This is a genomic window from Prochlorococcus marinus str. MIT 9314, assembly GCF_000760035.1.
In the GTDB taxonomy this organism is placed as follows: Bacteria; Cyanobacteriota; Cyanobacteriia; order PCC-6307; family Cyanobiaceae; genus Prochlorococcus_A; species Prochlorococcus_A marinus_B.
The window spans coordinates 166655-184597 of the sequence record NZ_JNAO01000013.1; the positions used below are offsets into that span (position 1 = coordinate 166655).

Genomic DNA, 17943 nt, shown 5'->3' on the forward strand with positions numbered 1-17943 from the left:
AATAAACAATTGATCAAAATATTTATGTAATTAAAATATAGTTGATAACAAATTTTTCAAAATACTCATAGAAAATACTTTTTTAAAAATAACTAGTAAAAACAATAATCTAGTTAAAAGATTTAGATCATTTAAAAGAGGATCATCTCCAAAAGATCAAGACTTTTTTTGCATAGAGGGTACACATCTCATTGAAGAATTGCTGAAGTCTGGAAAAAATCCCTCTAAGATTTTAGTTACCGAAGAATGGCTAAGAAAGAATCAAAATCTAAGCAAAAAATTTGATGAGTCATTAATAAATATTGTCTCAGAGGAAGTCTTGGCATCTGCGATTTCAACAATTAATCCAGATGGGATAGCAGCTTTAGTAGAGATTTCAGCAATACCTAATTATCAATTTAATAGAAAAGATGATTTTGTTCTTGTTCTCGACAGAATTCAAGATCCTGGGAATATGGGTAATCTATTTAGAACCGCTTTAGCTGCGGGTGTTAATGCAATTTTTTTAGCTGGAGGTGCGCACCCATTTGGCCAAAAGGTATTAAGAGCATCCTCAGGTGCAGTTTTTCATCTGCCATTTTTAAGATTTGATGGCATTGAAGAAGAAATATTAAATTCTTTACTTAAGTCTTTGTCTGAATTATCAAATGTAGGATTTAAGATTTTCTCTACTAGTAGCCATAATGAGAGTTCAGAAAAACCTTCAAAACCTTACTGGGAAGTTGATTGGTCTAGACGTACAGCATTAATTTTGGGTAATGAAGGCCAAGGTATTCATAAAAAAATTAAAAAAGCTTTTAATGAAACAATTACAATTCCGCATAGCGAGATTGTAGAATCATTGAATGTGGCTTGTGTTGCAGTTCCGTTATTACTAGAACGAAAAAGAGTCGCATACACCTCTAAATAAATAAATAAAAAGTGACTGATTCAAGTTTTGATTTTGATTTAATCGTGATAGGTGCAGGATATGGAGGTTTTGATGCCGCTAAACATGCTGCTGGTAAGGGACTGAAAGTCGCAATAGTAGAATCTTCTGATATGGGAGGCACTTGTGTTAACAAGGGTTGTGTTCCATCTAAAGCTCTTTTGGCTGCAAGTGGAAAAGTTAGAGAAATAGCTAATTATGAACATTTAGCTAAATTTGGTATACATGCTTTACCAGTAAGGTTCGAGAGATCAAAAATTGCAGATCATGCAAATAATTTAGTTTTAAATGTTAGAGAAAATTTAACAAAAACTCTTAAAAGGAGTGGAGTTGAAATCATTTTGGGTATTGGAAGAATTGAAGGAAATCAAAAAGTAGGTGTAAGAGATAAAAATGGAATTGATAAAATTTTCACATGTAAGAATATTGTTATAGCAACAGGCTCTTCTCCTTTTGTGCCCCGTGGAATAACTTTGGATAATAGGACCGTATTTACTAGCGATGATGCGGTTAAACTTGAGTGGCTTCCAAGATGGATAGCAATTATTGGAAGCGGATATATAGGTCTAGAATTTGCTGATGTTTATACCGCGCTTGGTTGTGAAGTTACTATGATCGAGGCTTTGGAAAATATTATGCCAACATTTGATCCAGACATCACTAAAATTGCTAAGAAGAATCTTATTCAAGCAAGAGATATAGACACAAAATCCAATGTCTTTGCGACAAAAATAACACCTGGATGTCCTGTAAAAATAGAACTGACAGATGCAAAATCTAAAGAAGTTGTAGAAACTTTAGAAGTTGACGCTGTACTTGTTGCAACTGGCAGAAGTCCTAATAGTAAGAACTTAAATCTTGATTCGGTTGGTATCGAAACAGTAAAAGGGTTCATTCCTGTAGATGATCAAATGAGAGTTAAGAATGGTGATGAAATAATACCTAATATTTGGGCTGTTGGAGATGTCACAGGCAAATTAATGCTTGCCCATACAGCTGCAGCGCAGGGTACTATTGCTGTCGATAATATTTGCGGTGGTAATGTCGAAATTAACTATAAAAGTATCCCTGCAGCAACCTTTACTCACCCTGAGATTAGTTCAGTTGGTCTCTCTGAAGTTGAAGCTAAAGAGATATCTGCAAAAGAAAATTTTACTTTGGGAGTTGTAAAAAGTTTCTTTAAGGCTAATTCAAAAGCATTGGCTGAATTGGAGAGTGATGGATTGCTAAAGTTGATTTTCAATAAAGATAATGGGAAAGTATTAGGTGCTCATATTTTTGGGTTACATGCAGCTGATTTAATTCAAGAGATTTCGAACGCTATTTCAAGGAACCAAGATGTAATTGAATTATCTAAAGAAGTTCATACTCATCCTACTCTTAGTGAAGTAGTTGAGGTCGCATATAAACAAGCGGCTTCTCAAATAAAATAATATCTAAAATTAATGGAGATAAGACGCAGGCCACCAAATCCAACAGTAAGGGTAGAAAATTTAGAATATGCTGTACCTCATAGAGAAGCACAAGCAAAAAATATTCTTGAAGAAATTGTATGGCACAAGGATATTGAAATTAAGAATTTTAAAAAAATAGTCTCTTTAGAAGATCTCATCAAAAAGATTGAAAAACTTCCTACTCCCAAAGATTTTGTTAAAAATATTTTGGAGTCAAAAATAAAACCAGGAGTTATCGCTGAAATAAAAAAAGCTAGTCCGAGTAAAGGAGTTATTAGAAAAGATTTTAATCCTGAAAAAATAGCAATTTGTTATGAAGGATTAGGTGCATCATGTATCTCAGTACTTACCGATAAAAGGTTTTTTCAAGGTAGTTATGAAATACTCGAAACTGTAAGGAAATCAACTAATCTCCCTCTACTCTGCAAAGATTTTATTATTTCTGCTTATCAGATTTATAAAGCAAGGGTATCTGGTGCTGATGCAATATTATTAATCGCTGCGATTTTAAGTGATGATGATTTAATTTATTTAAAGAAAATAGCTGATAATTTAAAAATGAGTGTTCTTGTTGAAGTCCATAACTCTAATGAATTAGAAAGGATTCTAAAGTTAAAATCTTTTAATTTGATTGGAATAAATAATAGGGACTTAAAGACTTTTAAAACGGATTTAAAAACATCAAAAGAATTGATGCATACATATGCAGATATATTTTTAAAACAAAATATTATTCCCATAAGTGAATCTGGAATTAATTGTTCCGAAGATTTAGAATCGCTTAGATCTGTTGGAATCATGGGAGTATTAATTGGTGAAACTTTTATGAGAGAAACTGATATTGAACAATCGTTCAAGAAATTATTTAACTCAATTTAATATTGACTTCAAATCGTGCTATAAAATAGAACAAACAGAGTTGTACTGAATATATATGCAGGCTGTAATTTCAACAGGTATAGTCGCAGGATTTGTGCATGTAGTTAGTGGCGCTGATCATCTAATTGCAATGGCACCAACAGCGATTAATAATCCCCAAAAAGCTCTTAAAAATAGTTTCTCATGGGGCTTGGGACATTCTTCAGGAGTCCTCTTGTTAGCTTTTTTAGCGATTTTTATTAAGGATATTACGCCATTAAACAAATTTTCTAGTATTGCCGAATTCCTAGTTGGAATTTCACTTCTAATTGTTGGAGTATTTGCTATAAAAAATTCTTTTCAATTAAGTATCCACTCGCATTCCCATAAGCATGAGAATGGAATTGCCCATCGTCACTTTCACTTTCATGTTAAGGAACAAAAAAATAATAATAAGCACTCACATGCTTTGACTGGTTTAGGCTTGTTACACGGTATAGCTGGAGGTTCACATTTTCTTGCAGTTCTTCCTGCTTTAGCACTACCTTTAACAAGCGCTTGCTTATATTTGATTTCATATTTGATTGGTTCACTCATAAGTATGAATCTTTTTACTTGTTTAATATCTTTTACTACCTTTAAAGCAAGTCAAAAATTTATTAAAAAATTAATAGCTTTAGCAGGGGGGCTTTCCTTTTCATTGGGATTATTTTGGATTCAAAGAAGTGCTTCTGTTTTTTTGAATTAAAAAATTTTTTAATTTAGGAATAATTAATTTAGAGGTGACAATCCCAATTATTTTTTCGTTATTGATTAATCCAAATTTATTACTATCTTCGCTAAATTCAACATTGTCGCCAATAACCTCAACGTTATTTTGATTTACTGATATTATCCTTTTTATTAGGTTTTTATTTTTAATTGGATGAGTAAAAATAACTGTTTGTCGATTTTTAAGTATTGATTTATTCTTTTTATATTTTTTAAAAAATACAATGTCACCCTCTTTTAGGTAAGGAAACATCGATTCACCACTAATAATCGCGGTTTTTCTTAAACCTAATAAAAATAAAATAAAATCAAGAAAACTTTTTAAAATAACTCTGATTAACTAGCTTTTACAAAAGCGTCTGATCTTTCTTTTGAAGCCCAGAAAATATTATGAATTTTTTCTACATAACTCATGAGTTCTTCAGCTTGGGATAAGTCAATATTAACTTTGCATGCACTGCATAATTTGGCTGCCTTCCAGATGGTTTCATGTAAGTCTGGATAAGTTTCTAAGTGAACTGGTTTAAAGTAATCTGTCCACAAAATTAGAATCTCTTTCTTTGTTTCTTTTGCTTGCTCTTCTTTAACTGCAACATATCTAGAAAATGTATTACTGTATGCAGCCCACTCTGCTGAATCAGTGCTAGAAGGAGCTTCTAATGAAATAAGTTTTTTTGTCATTGATAAAACTGCTTCAGCTGCAACTCTCGTAGATGCTGGGTCGTAAACACCACAAGGACCATCGCAGTGAGCGTGAACTGACATTGGGGATTTTTTATCTAGAAAAGAATTGATGAATTTACTTAACATTTCAAATATTTAGTGTTGTATATATATTACTTGGAGATTAACTAAATTGAAAAGTCTTAGATATTTTTCTTACTTAATTTAATTGACTTTTAATAATTCAACTTCAAATATTAAAGTCGCATTAGCAGGTATTACATTTCCAGCTCCTCTTGATCCGTATCCAAGTTCCGGAGGTATTGTTAATTTTCTTTTGCCTCCAACTTTCATGCCTGCTACACCTTCGTCCCAACCTTTTATTACTCGTCCAGCACCTAAGGGAAAGCTGAATGGAGCTCTGCCGATACTGGTATCAAATTGTGTCCCGTCTTCTAGTGTTCCTGTGTAATTTACAGTAACTGTTTGCCCGGCACTAGCCTCATCTCCTTCCCCGTTTACAATATCTGCAATAATTAAACCACTTTCTGTAGTCCTTGAATTGTTGTCTATTGGTGTTTCTTCTGCCATAGCGAAAAGTATAGGATTTGGGTCAGATGGGTCTAGTTCAAATAAATTATTATTTGAGACATTTGATGATTTTGCAACAGGTGTTCTTTGAACTGACTGAGTTTCTGATTCAGCAGCATTAACAACTTGAGGTGAATTAAATTGACTGAAAAGAGTTAATGAAACACAAAAAACAAAAACTGCAAAACTGATAAAGACTTCTTTCACTAAAATTTTGAAAGTTACTGGAACTTAGTCTACAGAATGAAGGTACAATAAATGGGTGATTATAAATATAATTTCGTAATTTTAGATTGTTAATCCCAACTCAAATTAAAAGTCTAAGACAATATTTTTACCCTTGTTTAGGAGGGATTTTAGGAGGAATTTCAGTTTCAACTCATTTTTGGCTGATTTTTATGCCGATATCTTTATTTATTTTATGGAAGGGAAGTGAAAGGAGAATAGCAAATTTTTGTTGGGGTTTTTTCTTTATCTTGATAAGTCATTCTTGGCTTTATGATCTTCATCCATTGACATGGCTTGGTTTTTCATGGCTTACAAGTTTAATAATCACCATTTTAATATTATTATTTTGCTCTTTTTTGGGTGGGATATTAGTTTATTTATGGGGATTGTTAGTTGAAATCATTCTCTGGAAAGAAGATGTTTTCAAAATGAAAATATTATCTTTAACAGTAAAAGTATTTTTTTTATCTTTGACTTGGGGTATTGGTGAATTGATACTTTCTCAAACATCTTTTTTTTGGATAGGTTTAGGAGAGAGTCTTATCCCAGGTGATATTTATCTTGCTGGTTTAGCAAGATGGATTGGTGCAAGTGGTTTATGCGTACTTCAAATATTGATTGGGTTTTGGATTTTTTATATTCAAGGTAGATGGGAAAGAAAACTTTACTTTAAAAAAGTATTTCTTTTAGGACTTTTGGTTTTTATTCTCTTACATTTACTTGGAGGTTTAACAACTCCGATTAAAAGAAATTATGAATATCCAGTAGCTATTTGGCAAACTAATATACCAACAAGAGAAAAATTAAAAATAAATGATGAATTTATTGAAGAAAAGCTGTCTATCGCTCAAAAGTATGCTTTATCAAATAAAGTGAAACTTCTTGTTGCTCCTGAAGGGACTTTAAATAGTAATTTTTATTTATCTAAAGGCTTTAAGGTTAATACCCTGGCAGGAGGTTTCAGAAATTCTAATAATGAGTTAAGAAGTTCTTTACTGGGATTTAAAATTGGAAATAAATCTTTTACCTCATTTATAGATAAACATAGACTTGTTCCATTAGGTGAAAAAACACCTAGATTTCTAGATAGTTTTTCAAGAGGATTATCTGCTGTAGGAGGAATTCAACCTGGCTCTGATTCAAGATTGTTTGATCCTAAATTTACACAACCTCTAGCAGTGGTTATTTGTTATGAAATTAGTGATGGATTGAAAATAAGAAAGGCTATTAATAGCGGTGCAAAACTAATAATAACTGCAGCAAATTTAGATCCCTATCCAACTAAGCTTTATAATCAATTCCTGTCTTTGGCAAGATTGAGAAGTATTGAAAATAAAAAGGATAATCTACTTGTATCAAACACTGGTCCTTCGGGTTTAGTTAAAGATGATGGGAAAATAATTCAGCTTCTAGATTTAAATGTGGAGCAAAATAAAGTAGTTTTCCCCAATTTTTCATCCGACAGGACCTTCTATACAAAATTTGGAGATAAACCTATTTTGTTATTGTTTATATTTTTTATGGGATTAAATTTCTTTTGGAAAATTAATTAATTAATCCGCCACCTAATAAAATTTCTCCTTTATAAAAAACTGCAGCTTGTCCGGGTGTTACCGAACTTTGACTTTCTTCAAATATTAATTTAAATTTTTTAGTTGGATTATCTAAATTTTTCAAAGGGATTAAAGTTCCTTTTACTGGATGACTTCTATATCTGATTTGTGCTTCTACTTGTATCTCTTGCTTAGGTTCTTCGATTGAAACCCAGTTAACCTTAGTAATTATCGCTTCTTTACTATATAGATCACTTTTATCTGCTACATAAACTATGTTTTTTACCCTGTCTAAACTTTTTACATATAAAGGTTCAGGCCAAGCGATTCCCAAACCTTTTCTTTGACCTACTGTAAAGTGCTGAATACCATTGTGCGTTCCAAGGACTTTCCCATTTACATGCATAATTTCTCCTTCATTGGGTTCAATGTGTATGTCGATAAATCTCTGCATTGATCCATAATGCTCAACTAAACATAAATCTTGACTTTCTGGTTTTTGAGCAGTTCTAAGGCCTAATCTCAGGGCTTCCTTTCTTGTTTCTTCTTTTTTCATTTCACCAAGAGGAAATTCTAATCTGCTTAGTACTTCTTGTGAAAGAGAATAAAGAAAATAACTTTGGTCCTTGTTTTCGTCAGCACCTCTTAAAAGAAGGAAGTCCTTAAGTACAAAGCTCTTGCAATCAGGTGTTTCAGCAGAAGATGATTTTTTTATCCTTGCGTAATGTCCGGTCGCAATATAAGTAAAGTCCTTTTTGTTTATTGCGTAATTAAGCATCTCTTCAAACTTCACATTCTTGTTGCACATCGAACATGGAAGTGGAGTGAATCCTTTCTCATAGCTTTCAGTAGTTTTTTTAATTACCTCTCTTTCGAAAATTTCTCTTGAGTCTATTATTTTATGATTAATTCCCAAATCTTCACAAACGCCAGCAGCATCTACTAATCCTTCAGAACAACAGGAGCCTTGTCCTTTCATTAGCCAAAGAGTTAGTCCCTCAACATTCCAGCCTCTTTCTACAAGAAGAGCAGCTGAAAGGGAACTATCTACGCCACCAGAAAGACCTACAATAATATTTTTCTTCTTTTTAGTTTTATCATTAGAAGAAAAAAAGTTCTCTAATTTTTTATCCTTTTGTGTCTTTAACATGGAAGTTTAAATTTTTGAACAGTACTCCAATTGCTTTGTACTAATTATGAACGAAATTGTATGGCCAACAATTGACTCGAAACATTTAATTGTTGATTCAAAGCAAATGTTGATATTAGAGAAAGAAATGTTTTCTGATGGAATGCCTCAAGAAGCATTGATGGAAAAAGCTGGTATTCAAATTAGTAGATGGCTCTTGAAAAGGAAACCTCTTCTAAAGTATGGAATAACTGTTTTTATAGGTCCTGGGCATAATGGTGGGGATGGTGCAGTAATAGCTAGAGAGCTTTTTTTGAAAGGTTTTATGGTAAAGGTATGGTGTCCATTCCCGATAAAAAAACCATTAACAAATAACCATCTTAATTATCTTACATCTATTGGGGTCACAAAATTAGTAGAGCCCCCTGATGCAAATGGTAAAGAACTTTGGATTGATGCTGTGTTTGGTAATAATCAAACAAGAAAAGTTGATAATAAATTAGTTAAACTTTTTAATCAAAAATTTCTTAACAGATATGGCAAGGTAATAAGTATTGATATTCCAACAGGATTATGTCCTGATAAAGGAGAGCCTTTTTTAGATAACGCAGTAAAGGCAGACCATACCTTAGCAATTGGTCTTAATAAGATAGGGTTGACGCAAGATTCTGCATTACCTTTTATTGGAGAATTGCACCATATAGATATTGGGGTGCCAATTAGTAAACTTTCCAAAGTTGATAAAAAGATTTTTAAGGTTACCTACAAAGATTTGAAAAATATTAATTTACCTTCTTTACCAAGAAATTCCAACAAATATAAAAGAGGTAGAACATTATTAATAGCTGGAAGTGAAAAATATCCTGGTGCTGCATACTTAGCATTAAAAGGGGCGATATCAAGTGGAGCAGGCTATATCTCGGCTGTCCTGCCTGAGTTAGTTGCTGAATCTATTTGGCAAGTTGCTCCAGAAATAGTTTTAAAGGATACTATGCAATCTAATCAAAATGGAAATGCATCTTTATTTAGTGCATTAAAAAATATTGATTTAAGTGCATTTGATTCAGTAGCTGTCGGCCCAGGAATAGGAATTGATAGTGATGATTGGCAAAAAGCAAAAGACATTCTCACTGGTTTTGAAGGATTATTGATTTTGGATGCGGATGCACTCAATAGAATTTCAGAATCTAAATTATGTTCAAAATTCTTCTTAGAGAGAAGATTTAAGACATGGATAACACCTCATAGCAAAGAATTTTCGAGGTTATTCCCCAATATCAAATGCGAGACTAATGTTGAAAAAGCTCTTAATGCTTCGCAAGAATTTAACATAAGTGTTCTGTTAAAGGGAGCTAATAGCATAGTCGCTGACAATAAAAAGGCTTGGCAACTTTTTGGGACTGATTCACACACAGCTCGAGCTGGATTGGGTGATCTTTTATCTGGATTTATAGCTGGTAGTTCTGCGATTGATTTAACATTTTGTAGAAACATAACAACAGATTTTTTTGCTAAATACGTACTTTTGCATTCATTTGCTGCATCAAAGTGTAAAAAAGGGTCAAATGCTTCTGCTATTGGTGACGAATTGTCAAAATTAATGCGAAATATAAAAATGAGACAAATATCTTGAAAGAAACAATTTAAGAGAGTTATTTATAGTTTTAAACACATAAGTGTACAAATATAACTTGAAATCTGAAGCGCGCATTAAATATTTGGCTATTTCTTAAAAAGTGTAGGAGAGTTTTAGTACCTAAATTAGGTCAGAAAATGGTTTCATCATTACCAACCCAAGCAGAACCTCCCAAGAGGAGGAATAATGACCCAATTAGTTGGTATTTGCAGAATATCGGTAGAGTTCCCTTATTAACACCTGCCGAAGAGATTGAATTGGGTAATCAAGTTCAGAAGATGATGATTCTTACAGAAGATGGACAATTAAGTGAAAAGGTCAATGATTTTACAACTCAGCAAAAAAGAACTATAAAAATTGGTCGAAGAGCTAAAGAAAGAATGATGAAAGCTAATTTAAGATTAGTTGTCAGTGTGGCAAAAAAATATCAAGGTAAAGGATTGGAATTACTTGATTTAGTACAAGAAGGTTCTCTTGGATTAGAGAGGGCTGTTGAAAAATTTGATCCGACAAGAGGATATAAGTTTTCTACTTATGCCTTTTGGTGGATTAGGCAAAGTATGACAAGAGCAATTGCCTGTCAATCAAGAACAATCCGATTACCTGTTCACTTAAGTGAAAGGTTAGCATCTATCAGAAAAGTTAGTAGAGATTTGGCTCATAAGCTTGGTGCTATGCCAAGCAGAATTGAAATTGCAGAGGCAATGGAAATTGATGTTGAAGAATTGGATTCTGTTTTAAGACAAGCTTTATCGACAAGCAGTTTAGATGCTCCAGTAAATGGTGATGATGGTAGGAGCTTTTTAGGTGATTTAATTGCAGATAGTAATAATGAAGAGCCTTTAGATCAAGTTGAACAGAAAATGCATCAAGAGCAACTTGGTAAGTGGTTAAGTCATTTAAGCGAGCAAGAACAACATGTTCTCAAACTAAGGTTTGGACTTGATGCAAATGAGAGACATACGCTTGCAGAAATTGGAAGATTATTAGAAGTTTCTAGAGAAAGAGTAAGACAAGTTGAACTTAAGGCACTAAGAAAATTAAGGAACTTAACCAGAAAATTACCTAGCGGTATTTAATCTAATCTTCTGCCCAAATATATTTGGTTAATTCTTCTGAGGGAGGTTCAGGAGCTTCAATTGCATTTTTAACTGACTCAGATATTTCAGCATCAATTTTCTTTTCAATAATTTTTAATTCTTCTTCTGTAGCTAATTTACCGTCAATAATTTCTTGAGCTAATTTCTTAATAGGATCTCTTTTTCCCCAAAACTCCTTCTCTTTTTCAGACCTTAATTCATCTGGATCTGCAAGAGAATGCCCTCTATATCTATAAGTTAAACATTCTAAAAGTGTGGGCCCTTCTCCTGCCCTAGCCCGCTCAATTGCTCTTTGTGCTGCCCCTCTTACTGCTAATACATCCATTCCATCAACTTCCTCGCCTTGCATGCCAAAGGCAGACGCTTTTCTCCAGATTTCAGGATTACTAGTAGCTCTATCATGAGCCATACCAATAGCCCATTTATTATTTTCAACAACAAAAATTATGGGTAATTTCCATAACTGGGCCATATTTAAACATTCAAAAAACTGCCCATTATTGCAAGTCCCATCCCCAAAAAATGCTGCAGTTACCGCATCACTATTACTATTTCCAGCAACTTCCTTTTTGTATTTACTTGAAAAGGCTGCCCCTAATGCAACTGGAATTCCCTCTCCAATAAATGCATATCCTCCGAGTAGGTGATGCTCTCTTGAAAATAAGTGCATAGATCCACCTCGGCCTTTGCTACAACCAGTCGATTTACCAAAAAGTTCACTCATTACTTCAAATGAGGGAACACCTGCACTTAGTGCATGAACATGATCGCGATAGGTACTACAAAACCAATCATGTTTCTTTTTCATGGCGCCAATTACTCCCGTGCTTATAGCCTCTTGACCGTTATATAAATGAACGAAACCAAACATTTTTCCCCTGTAATACATTTCTGCACACTTATCTTCAAACCTACGACCAAGCGTCATGTCTTCATAAAGAAATAATCCGGTTTCTCGATCTAATTCGGCTTTTTTTATGTCTTGAAGATTTGAGATTCTCTCTACGTGTGTTTCCAAGAAAAATACCTTAACGAAGTTTTGATTTGTTAACATTCTAAGCTGTGAAGGGCGATTTTCATGATTTTCTTTAATAACTCTGTAAGACCTTGTGAAAAAAATTTTTAACTTGATAAAATTTGTCTAAGAATTTTCAATAGGATATTTGTTTGGAACTTCCTTTAGACCATTTTCGTTTAATTGGCGTAAGCCCCTCTGCAACTTCTGAGGAAATATTAAGGGCGTTTCAATTGCGGTTAGATAAAACACCTGATGAAGGTTTTACGTATGAAGTTTTAACCCAAAGATCAGAGCTGCTTCGTCTCACTGCCGATCTACTTACAGATCCAGAAAGTAGAAGAGAGTATGAAAATCTGTTATTAAATGGGAATTCTGGATTGGATTTTTCCTCAAATAGACAAGTAGCAGGTTTAATACTTCTTTGGGAATCAGGTTCACCAAAAGAAGCTTTTAAAATTACGAGAAAAGCATTGCAACCCCCACAAACTCCAGCTTTAGGAAGTAGTAGAGAAGCTGATTTAACATTATTGGCTGCTTTAACAGCTAGAGATTCTGCAATTCTGGAACAACAGCTAAGATCCTATTCGAACGCGGCAGACTTTTTACATGAAGGTATACAACTTCTACAAAGAATGGGAAAGCTTGGAGATATAAGAAAAGAACTTGAAGAAGATTTGGTTGCTTTGCTTCCTTACAGAATCCTAGATCTACTTAGTAGGGATCTAAATGATCAAGAGTCTCATAAAAAAGGCTTAAGTATGTTGGAAAATTTAATAATCAAAAGAGGTGGTTTGGAAGGTAATAATAAATCTGAATATAAAGATTATTTAAATCAGCAAGAGTTTGAAACTTTTTTTCAACAAATAAAGCCATTTTTGACAGTGCAAGAACAGATTGATTTGTTTCTTGAATTACAAAAAAGAGGATCATTAGAAGCAGGATTTTTAGCGTTTCTTTCCCTAACAGCTATTGGTTTCTCTAGAAGAAAGCCGGAAAAATTATTTGAAGCGAGGAGAATTTTAAAGAAACTAAATTTATCAGGTCTTGATTCAATGCCTTTAGTTGGTTGCTTAGATTTGCTTTTAGCTGATATTGACCAAGCCTCCGCACGGTTTTCAAGTAGTTCTGATGAAAATTTACGAGATTGGCTTAATAATTATCCTGGAAATAAGTTAGAGGCGATATGTATTTTCTGTAAAAATTGGTTAGAGAATGATGTTTTAGTTGGGTATAGAGATATTGACTCAAAAGAGGTGGATTTAGATTCTTGGTTTGAAGATAGGGAAATTCAAGAATTTATTGAAAAATTAGAAAAGAAATCAAATAAAATTTCAATTAGGTCAAATCTTCAAAACCAACAAACTGAAAAGGAATCCTCCATAAAAACGACTGAAGATTTTGATAATACACTGGGCAATATTGATGAAAGAAGATTACCTTGGCCTGGTGGCATAAAACAAGGCTTTGAAAAGGATGAGACCAAAGAAATTGAATTCAATGAGGAATACTTTAAGAAAAAACCAATAGAATTTTATAATTTTTTAATTGAAAAGATTGCTGAATTAAAGTTTAGTTTTGGGGAATTCTTAAAGGATAAAGAGATAATTAATCGGTCGCCTTATTTGATTTATATCTATGCGTTTTTGATATTATTTGTATTTGGTATTGGTATTGGATTTTTAAGAAATAATTTAAAAAAATCAAATCAGGACCAATCTATTACTGAAAAACCTTTAATTGCAATAGATAAGAATCAAAAGCTTAGTGAGATAGATATTATTCAAGAAATAAAAAAAAATCCTTCAAGTAAATTGGATTCTATTTCTGAGAAATCTACTTCAATTATTTACTATGAATTCAAAGAACTTAATACTGCTTCACCTTCTTTGGAAGATATAAGGAATTTAATTAATGGATGGCTTCTTAGTAAAAGTAATTACTTAGCCGGAAAGAGTGAAATTAATCTTTCTAAGATTGTCAGTAAAGGACTAATTGATCGAACAATCGAAGAAAGACAGAACGATATCAAGAAAGGAATTTATAAGGAGATTAATTCCCAAATAAGTAAGATTGATATGGAATCGCAAACTTCATCTCGGATAGTTGTTTTAGTAGAATTGAATTATTTAGAAAGGTTAGTAAAGAATTCTGGAGAATTGATTAATGAAACATCATTAAATCCCCTTAAAGTTAAATATATTTTGGGGTTTTCAAATAAATCATGGAAATTGGTTGATTTCGTGAGCGGCTTGTAATTACAAACTTCAAGATCATCTATAATAAATAAAATTACTTTTTAATAATGTTTGATGAACTCTCGTCACGCTTTGAAGACGCAGTAAAGGGTTTAAGAGGCGAAGCAAAAATTAGTGAAAATAATATAAACGATGCCTTGAAGGAGGTAAAAAGAGCACTCCTTGATGCAGATGTTAGTTTGTCTGTAGTAAAAGAGTTTATTTCAGATGTCAAAGATAAAGCTGTTGGAGAAGAAGTAGTTAGGGGTGTAAACCCAGGTCAAAAATTTATTGAGGTTGTAAATAAAGAATTGATTAATATTATGGGGAATGAAAATTCTCCATTATACGAAAATGAAAATAGTCCTACCGTCATTTTGATGGCTGGACTTCAGGGAGCGGGTAAAACAACCGCAACAGGAAAATTAGGACTTTATTTAAAGGAAAAAGATAAAAAAGTTCTTTTGGTGGCTGCAGATATTTATCGACCAGCAGCTGTAGAGCAGCTTAAAACATTGGGAAGTCAATATGAATTGGAAGTTTTTTCAGCTAAAGAAAAAAATAGCAAACCAGAAGAAATAGCAAAGGAAGCATTGAATTTCGCTAGTGAAAATGAATTCAATTCGATAATTATTGATACTGCCGGAAGACTGCAAATTGATGATTCCATGATGGGTGAAATGGTTCGAATAAAAGAAGTTTCTAATCCTGATGAGGTTTTGCTTGTTGTTGATTCAATGATTGGGCAAGAAGCTGCAGACTTAACAAAATCATTTCATGAAAAAGTAGGCATCACAGGGGCGATATTAACTAAGTTGGATGGTGACTCAAGAGGTGGAGCTGCTTTATCAATAAGAAAAATAAGTGGTAAACCAATCAAATTTATAGGTGTAGGCGAAAAAATAGAGGCATTGCAACCATTTCATCCAGAGAGAATGGCTAGCAGAATTTTAGGGATGGGCGATGTATTGACACTTGTTGAAAAAGCACAAAAAGAAGTTGAACTTGCTGATGCAGAAGCTATGCAAAAGAAACTTCAAGAAGCGACTTTTGATTTTAATGATTTTGTAAAGCAAATGAGATTAATTAAAAGAATGGGTTCACTTGGTGGATTAATTAAATTGATTCCTGGAATGAATAAAATAGATGATGGGATGATAAAAGATGGAGAAGATCAACTTAAGAAAATAGAATCTATGATCTCGTCAATGACTCTTGAAGAGAAACAAAAACCTGAAGTTCTAGCTGCTCAACCCTCAAGAAGACAAAGAATCGCTCAAGGTAGCGGTTATGAAGCAAAAGATGTAGATAAAGTTTTGGCCGATTTTCAAAGAATGAGAGGTTTTATGAAACAAATGTCTAACGGAGGTATGCCAGGAATGCCAGGAATGGGAGGAATGCCAGGAATGGGAGGAATGCCAGGAATGGGAGGTATGCCAGGAATGGGAGGAATGCCAGGAATGGGAGGGATGAATAGTAATAAGCCAATGAAAAAACAAAAAAATAATAAAAAGAAAAAAGGTTTTGCCGATTTATAGTTTCTATATTTTTACCTTTAAATGATATTATTATTAAAAACGCATTAATTTAAGATGATTAAATTGCGCCTTAAGCGCTTTGGAAAGAAAAAAGAGGCAAGTTTCAGAATTGTTGCATGCAATAGTACTTCCAGAAGAGATGGTAGACCTTTACAAGAACTAGGTTTTTATAATCCAAGAACTAAGGAAACCAGGCTTGATACAGAAGCTTTAAGAACAAGACTTACTCAGGGTGCTCAGCCAACTAATGTTGTGAGAACTTTATTAGAAAAGGGAGGGTTATTAGAAAAAACAGAAAGACCCTCTATCGCAATTGGTAAAGCAAAGTTAGAGAAGGAAAAATTAGCCAAGGCTAAAACTAAAGAAGAAAATGATAGTAGTAAAACTGAAAGCGAGGGTAATGAAGCTGAAAGCTAGTGAGTTGATAAATTTTTATTCTTATTCAATAACTAGATGAAGGAAGTTTCCAAAACTGGTCACTTCAAAATAGATTTGCCAAGCTCTGATGCCGCTACAGCATTATCTGGACATGGTAATTCTTTCTTAAAAAAATTTGAGTCTCTGACAGGAGTTTCTTTAACTATAAGAGGTTTACAACTTGAGATGAACGGTGTCATATCTAAAATTGAAAGAGCCTCAGCATTAGTAGAACTAACAAGACCAATTTGGGAACAAGGGTTAGAAGTCCCAGAGGCAGATCTTAGAGCAGCTTTAAGTTCTTTAAATATGGGCGAATCGTCTTCACATGCTGAACTTGGAAAAAAAATTCTTGCGCGTTCCAAAGAAGGAAGATATTTAAGACCAAGAACTATAAGGCAAAAAGAATATGTTGAATCAATTGAAAACTTTGATCTTACGTTCGCGATTGGTCCAGCTGGAACTGGTAAGACATTTTTAGCAACTGTTTGCGCGGCACGACTCTTGAACGAGAAAAAAATTGAAAAAATTGTTTTAACCAGACCAGCTGTAGAAGCTGGTGAAAGTTTGGGATTTCTACCTGGTGATTTGCAACAAAAAGTAGATCCATATTTAAGACCCCTATTTGATTCTTTACATAGTATTTTTGGGTTTGACAGAACAAATTCTTTAATCGATAAGGGGATTATTGAAGTTGCACCTTTAGCATTTATGAGAGGAAGAACCTTAGATAATTCTATGGTTATCCTTGATGAAGCACAAAATACTACTTGCTCCCAAATGAGAATGTTTTTAACCAGATTGGGTGATAGATCTAAAATGGTTGTAAACGGAGATATTACACAAATTGATTTAAATAAAGATCAGGAAAGCGGCCTCATCGAAGCATCGAGAATTTTCTCTGAAACTAAAGGTATAAAATTTTGTTATTTAACTGTTGAAGATGTAGTTCGTCATCCTTTAGTTCAGAAAATTATTCAGGCTTATCAATAACTTTATAACTCTGGAGATCCGTACCCTGAAATTTTAAAAATCGAGTAGAATAAAAACATATTTAAAAAAGAAAATGCCTGCAAGTAGTAATTTCAATCAAGCTATTCGTGAAGCACAAACTAGTTCAATTGTTGGACCTAACGTTGTTAAAAAAGCTTTACCTTACGTAGGTGGAGGTATGGTTCTAACTTCTTTAGGCGTTTTAGCAGGTGTCTCACTCATAGCAACAAATCCTGGGCTTTTCCAGCCTCTTTCAATAGTTGCATTAATTGCAGAATTGGTTTTGTTTTTTATAGCCACAAGTGCTGCAAATAATGCAAATAATGCAAAGGCTTTGCCTTTATTAACAGGCTTTAGCTTGTTAACTGGATTCACCTTAAGTGGAATAGTTGCTTTAGCAATAGGAACCATTGGTATTGGTTCTGTTGGAACAGCTGCATTAGCTACAGGTATAACTTTCGTTATTGCCTCTTATACTGGCCAAAGAATGAGTGATAGTGTTGGTCAAGCACTAAGTGGGGTAGTTGGTCTTGGGCTGATAGGACTGCTTATAGCAATGTTTGTTCAATTAATTGGAGGATTCTTTGCTCCAGCCTTTTTTGGAGGTTCAGGACTCGAATTGATTATTGCAGGTTTTGGAACAGTCTTATTCGTTGCAATGTCATTTGTCGATTTCTATACAATGCCAAGAAGATATAATGATGAGCAATACCTTGCAGGGGCTTTAGGTATGTATTTAACTTATATAAATCTTTTTGTTTTTATTTTAAGATTAATGATTGCACTTCAAGGCGGCGGAAGAAGAGACTAAACACATTAACTTAAACAATTA

At 33.4% G+C, this 17943-nt stretch carries 17 protein-coding genes; 12 read left to right on the top strand and 5 right to left on the bottom strand.

The window, feature by feature from the left end:
• The first annotated feature begins 37 nt into the window (after positions 1 to 37).
• The 4 genes from EU98_RS01115 to EU98_RS01100 are packed head-to-tail and all read left to right on the top strand — an operon-like array spanning position 38 to position 3988.
• The gene (locus EU98_RS01115; RefSeq protein ID WP_413353160.1) at positions 38 to 910 is read left to right on the top strand and encodes a TrmH family RNA methyltransferase; all 873 of its coding nucleotides are present in this window, start codon (positions 38 to 40) and stop codon (positions 908 to 910) included.
• 11 nt (positions 911 to 921) lie between these two features.
• Positions 922 to 2361: a dihydrolipoyl dehydrogenase gene (lpdA, locus tag EU98_RS01110; RefSeq protein WP_032516386.1), complete on the top strand. Its 1440-nt coding sequence runs from the start codon at positions 922 to 924 to the stop codon at positions 2359 to 2361.
• 12 nt (positions 2362 to 2373) lie between these two features.
• Complete coding sequence (trpC, locus tag EU98_RS01105; protein ID WP_032516387.1) at positions 2374 to 3261, top strand: indole-3-glycerol phosphate synthase TrpC; 888 nt, start codon at positions 2374 to 2376, stop codon at positions 3259 to 3261.
• A 55-nt stretch (positions 3262 to 3316) separates the two neighbouring features.
• Positions 3317 to 3988: a hydantoin utilization protein A gene (locus EU98_RS01100; protein ID WP_032516388.1), complete on the top strand. Its 672-nt coding sequence runs from the start codon at positions 3317 to 3319 to the stop codon at positions 3986 to 3988.
• On the opposite strand, the gene sodX is transcribed toward EU98_RS01100, so the two are convergent.
• The 3 genes from sodX to EU98_RS01085 form a co-directional block, all read right to left on the bottom strand.
• Entirely contained in the window at positions 3947 to 4348 is a 402-nt protein-coding gene (sodX, locus tag EU98_RS01095; RefSeq protein ID WP_413353162.1) for a nickel-type superoxide dismutase maturation protease, read from the bottom strand. The genes EU98_RS01100 and sodX overlap by 42 nt on opposite strands.
• A complete protein-coding gene (gene sodN, locus EU98_RS01090) occupies positions 4348 to 4821 on the bottom strand; it encodes a superoxide dismutase, Ni (RefSeq protein WP_032516390.1) in 474 nt (157 codons plus the stop codon). The genes sodX and sodN overlap by 1 nt, the downstream gene beginning before the upstream one ends.
• A 78-nt stretch (positions 4822 to 4899) precedes the next feature.
• A complete protein-coding gene (locus EU98_RS01085; protein ID WP_032516391.1) occupies positions 4900 to 5472 on the bottom strand; it encodes an FKBP-type peptidyl-prolyl cis-trans isomerase in 573 nt (190 codons plus the stop codon).
• An 86-nt stretch (positions 5473 to 5558) separates the two neighbouring features.
• On the opposite strand from EU98_RS01085, the gene EU98_RS01080 reads away from it, so the two are divergent.
• The gene (locus EU98_RS01080; protein ID WP_032516392.1) at positions 5559 to 7046 is read left to right on the top strand and encodes an acyltransferase; all 1488 of its coding nucleotides are present in this window, start codon (positions 5559 to 5561) and stop codon (positions 7044 to 7046) included.
• Here the strand turns inward: EU98_RS01080 and mnmA are convergent.
• Positions 7039 to 8196, bottom strand: coding sequence for a tRNA 2-thiouridine(34) synthase MnmA (gene mnmA, locus EU98_RS01075; RefSeq protein WP_032516393.1), 1158 nt, complete (start codon positions 8194 to 8196; stop codon positions 7039 to 7041). The two genes, EU98_RS01080 and mnmA, sit on opposite strands and share 8 nt — an antisense overlap.
• Before the next feature lie 46 nt (positions 8197 to 8242).
• Here mnmA and EU98_RS01070 point away from each other — a divergent pair, with 46 nt between their 5' ends.
• Both EU98_RS01070 and EU98_RS01065 read left to right on the top strand, forming a co-directional pair.
• Positions 8243 to 9808 (top strand): bifunctional ADP-dependent NAD(P)H-hydrate dehydratase/NAD(P)H-hydrate epimerase, encoded by a 1566-nt coding sequence (locus tag EU98_RS01070; RefSeq protein WP_032516394.1) that lies wholly within the window; start codon positions 8243 to 8245, stop codon positions 9806 to 9808.
• 140 nt (positions 9809 to 9948) lie between these two features.
• Entirely contained in the window at positions 9949 to 10890 is a 942-nt protein-coding gene (locus EU98_RS01065; protein WP_032516395.1) for an RpoD/SigA family RNA polymerase sigma factor, read from the top strand.
• Between the two features lies 1 nt (position 10891).
• Here the strand turns inward: EU98_RS01065 and pdhA are convergent, their stop codons facing one another.
• Complete coding sequence (gene pdhA, locus EU98_RS01060) at positions 10892 to 11965, bottom strand: pyruvate dehydrogenase (acetyl-transferring) E1 component subunit alpha (protein ID WP_032516396.1); 1074 nt, start codon at positions 11963 to 11965, stop codon at positions 10892 to 10894.
• 113 nt (positions 11966 to 12078) lie between these two features.
• Here pdhA and EU98_RS01055 point away from each other — a divergent pair, with 113 nt between their 5' ends.
• The 5 genes from EU98_RS01055 (at position 12079) to EU98_RS01035 (ending at position 17922) form a co-directional block, all read left to right on the top strand.
• Entirely contained in the window at positions 12079 to 14184 is a 2106-nt protein-coding gene (locus tag EU98_RS01055; protein ID WP_032516397.1) for an IMS domain-containing protein, read from the top strand.
• 47 nt (positions 14185 to 14231) lie between these two features.
• On the top strand, positions 14232 to 15701 hold the full coding sequence (gene ffh, locus EU98_RS01050) for a signal recognition particle protein (RefSeq protein ID WP_032516398.1): 1470 nt from the start codon (positions 14232 to 14234) through the stop codon (positions 15699 to 15701).
• Positions 15702 to 15755: 54 nt separating this feature from the next.
• A complete protein-coding gene (rpsP, locus tag EU98_RS01045; protein ID WP_032516399.1) occupies positions 15756 to 16118 on the top strand; it encodes a 30S ribosomal protein S16 in 363 nt (120 codons plus the stop codon).
• 36 nt (positions 16119 to 16154) lie between these two features.
• On the top strand, positions 16155 to 17111 hold the full coding sequence (locus tag EU98_RS01040; RefSeq protein WP_032516400.1) for a PhoH family protein: 957 nt from the start codon (positions 16155 to 16157) through the stop codon (positions 17109 to 17111).
• Positions 17112 to 17184: 73 nt separating this feature from the next.
• Positions 17185 to 17922, top strand: coding sequence for a Bax inhibitor-1/YccA family protein (locus EU98_RS01035; RefSeq protein WP_032516401.1), 738 nt, complete (start codon positions 17185 to 17187; stop codon positions 17920 to 17922).
• The last annotated feature ends 21 nt before the right edge of the window (positions 17923 to 17943 follow it).

What these genes read in the sequence shown, in the direction of transcription:
- trpC (WP_032516387.1), top strand. Translation starts at nt 2,374, where the DNA reads ATGGAGATAAGACGCAGGCCACCAAATCCAACAGTAAGGGTAGAAAAT.
- EU98_RS01100 (WP_032516388.1), top strand. Translation starts at nt 3,317, where the DNA reads ATGCAGGCTGTAATTTCAACAGGTATAGTCGCAGGATTTGTGCATGTA.
- sodN (WP_032516390.1), bottom strand. Translation starts at nt 4,821, where the DNA reads ATGTTAAGTAAATTCATCAATTCTTTTCTAGATAAAAAATCCCCAATG.
- mnmA (WP_032516393.1), bottom strand. Translation starts at nt 8,196, where the DNA reads ATGTTAAAGACACAAAAGGATAAAAAATTAGAGAACTTTTTTTCTTCT.
- EU98_RS01070 (WP_032516394.1), top strand. Translation starts at nt 8,243, where the DNA reads ATGAACGAAATTGTATGGCCAACAATTGACTCGAAACATTTAATTGTT.
- EU98_RS01065 (WP_032516395.1), top strand. Translation starts at nt 9,949, where the DNA reads ATGGTTTCATCATTACCAACCCAAGCAGAACCTCCCAAGAGGAGGAAT.
- pdhA (WP_032516396.1), bottom strand. Translation starts at nt 11,965, where the DNA reads ATGTTAACAAATCAAAACTTCGTTAAGGTATTTTTCTTGGAAACACAC.
- ffh (WP_032516398.1), top strand. Translation starts at nt 14,232, where the DNA reads ATGTTTGATGAACTCTCGTCACGCTTTGAAGACGCAGTAAAGGGTTTA.
- rpsP (WP_032516399.1), top strand. Translation starts at nt 15,756, where the DNA reads ATGATTAAATTGCGCCTTAAGCGCTTTGGAAAGAAAAAAGAGGCAAGT.
- EU98_RS01040 (WP_032516400.1), top strand. Translation starts at nt 16,155, where the DNA reads ATGAAGGAAGTTTCCAAAACTGGTCACTTCAAAATAGATTTGCCAAGC.
- EU98_RS01035 (WP_032516401.1), top strand. Translation starts at nt 17,185, where the DNA reads ATGCCTGCAAGTAGTAATTTCAATCAAGCTATTCGTGAAGCACAAACT.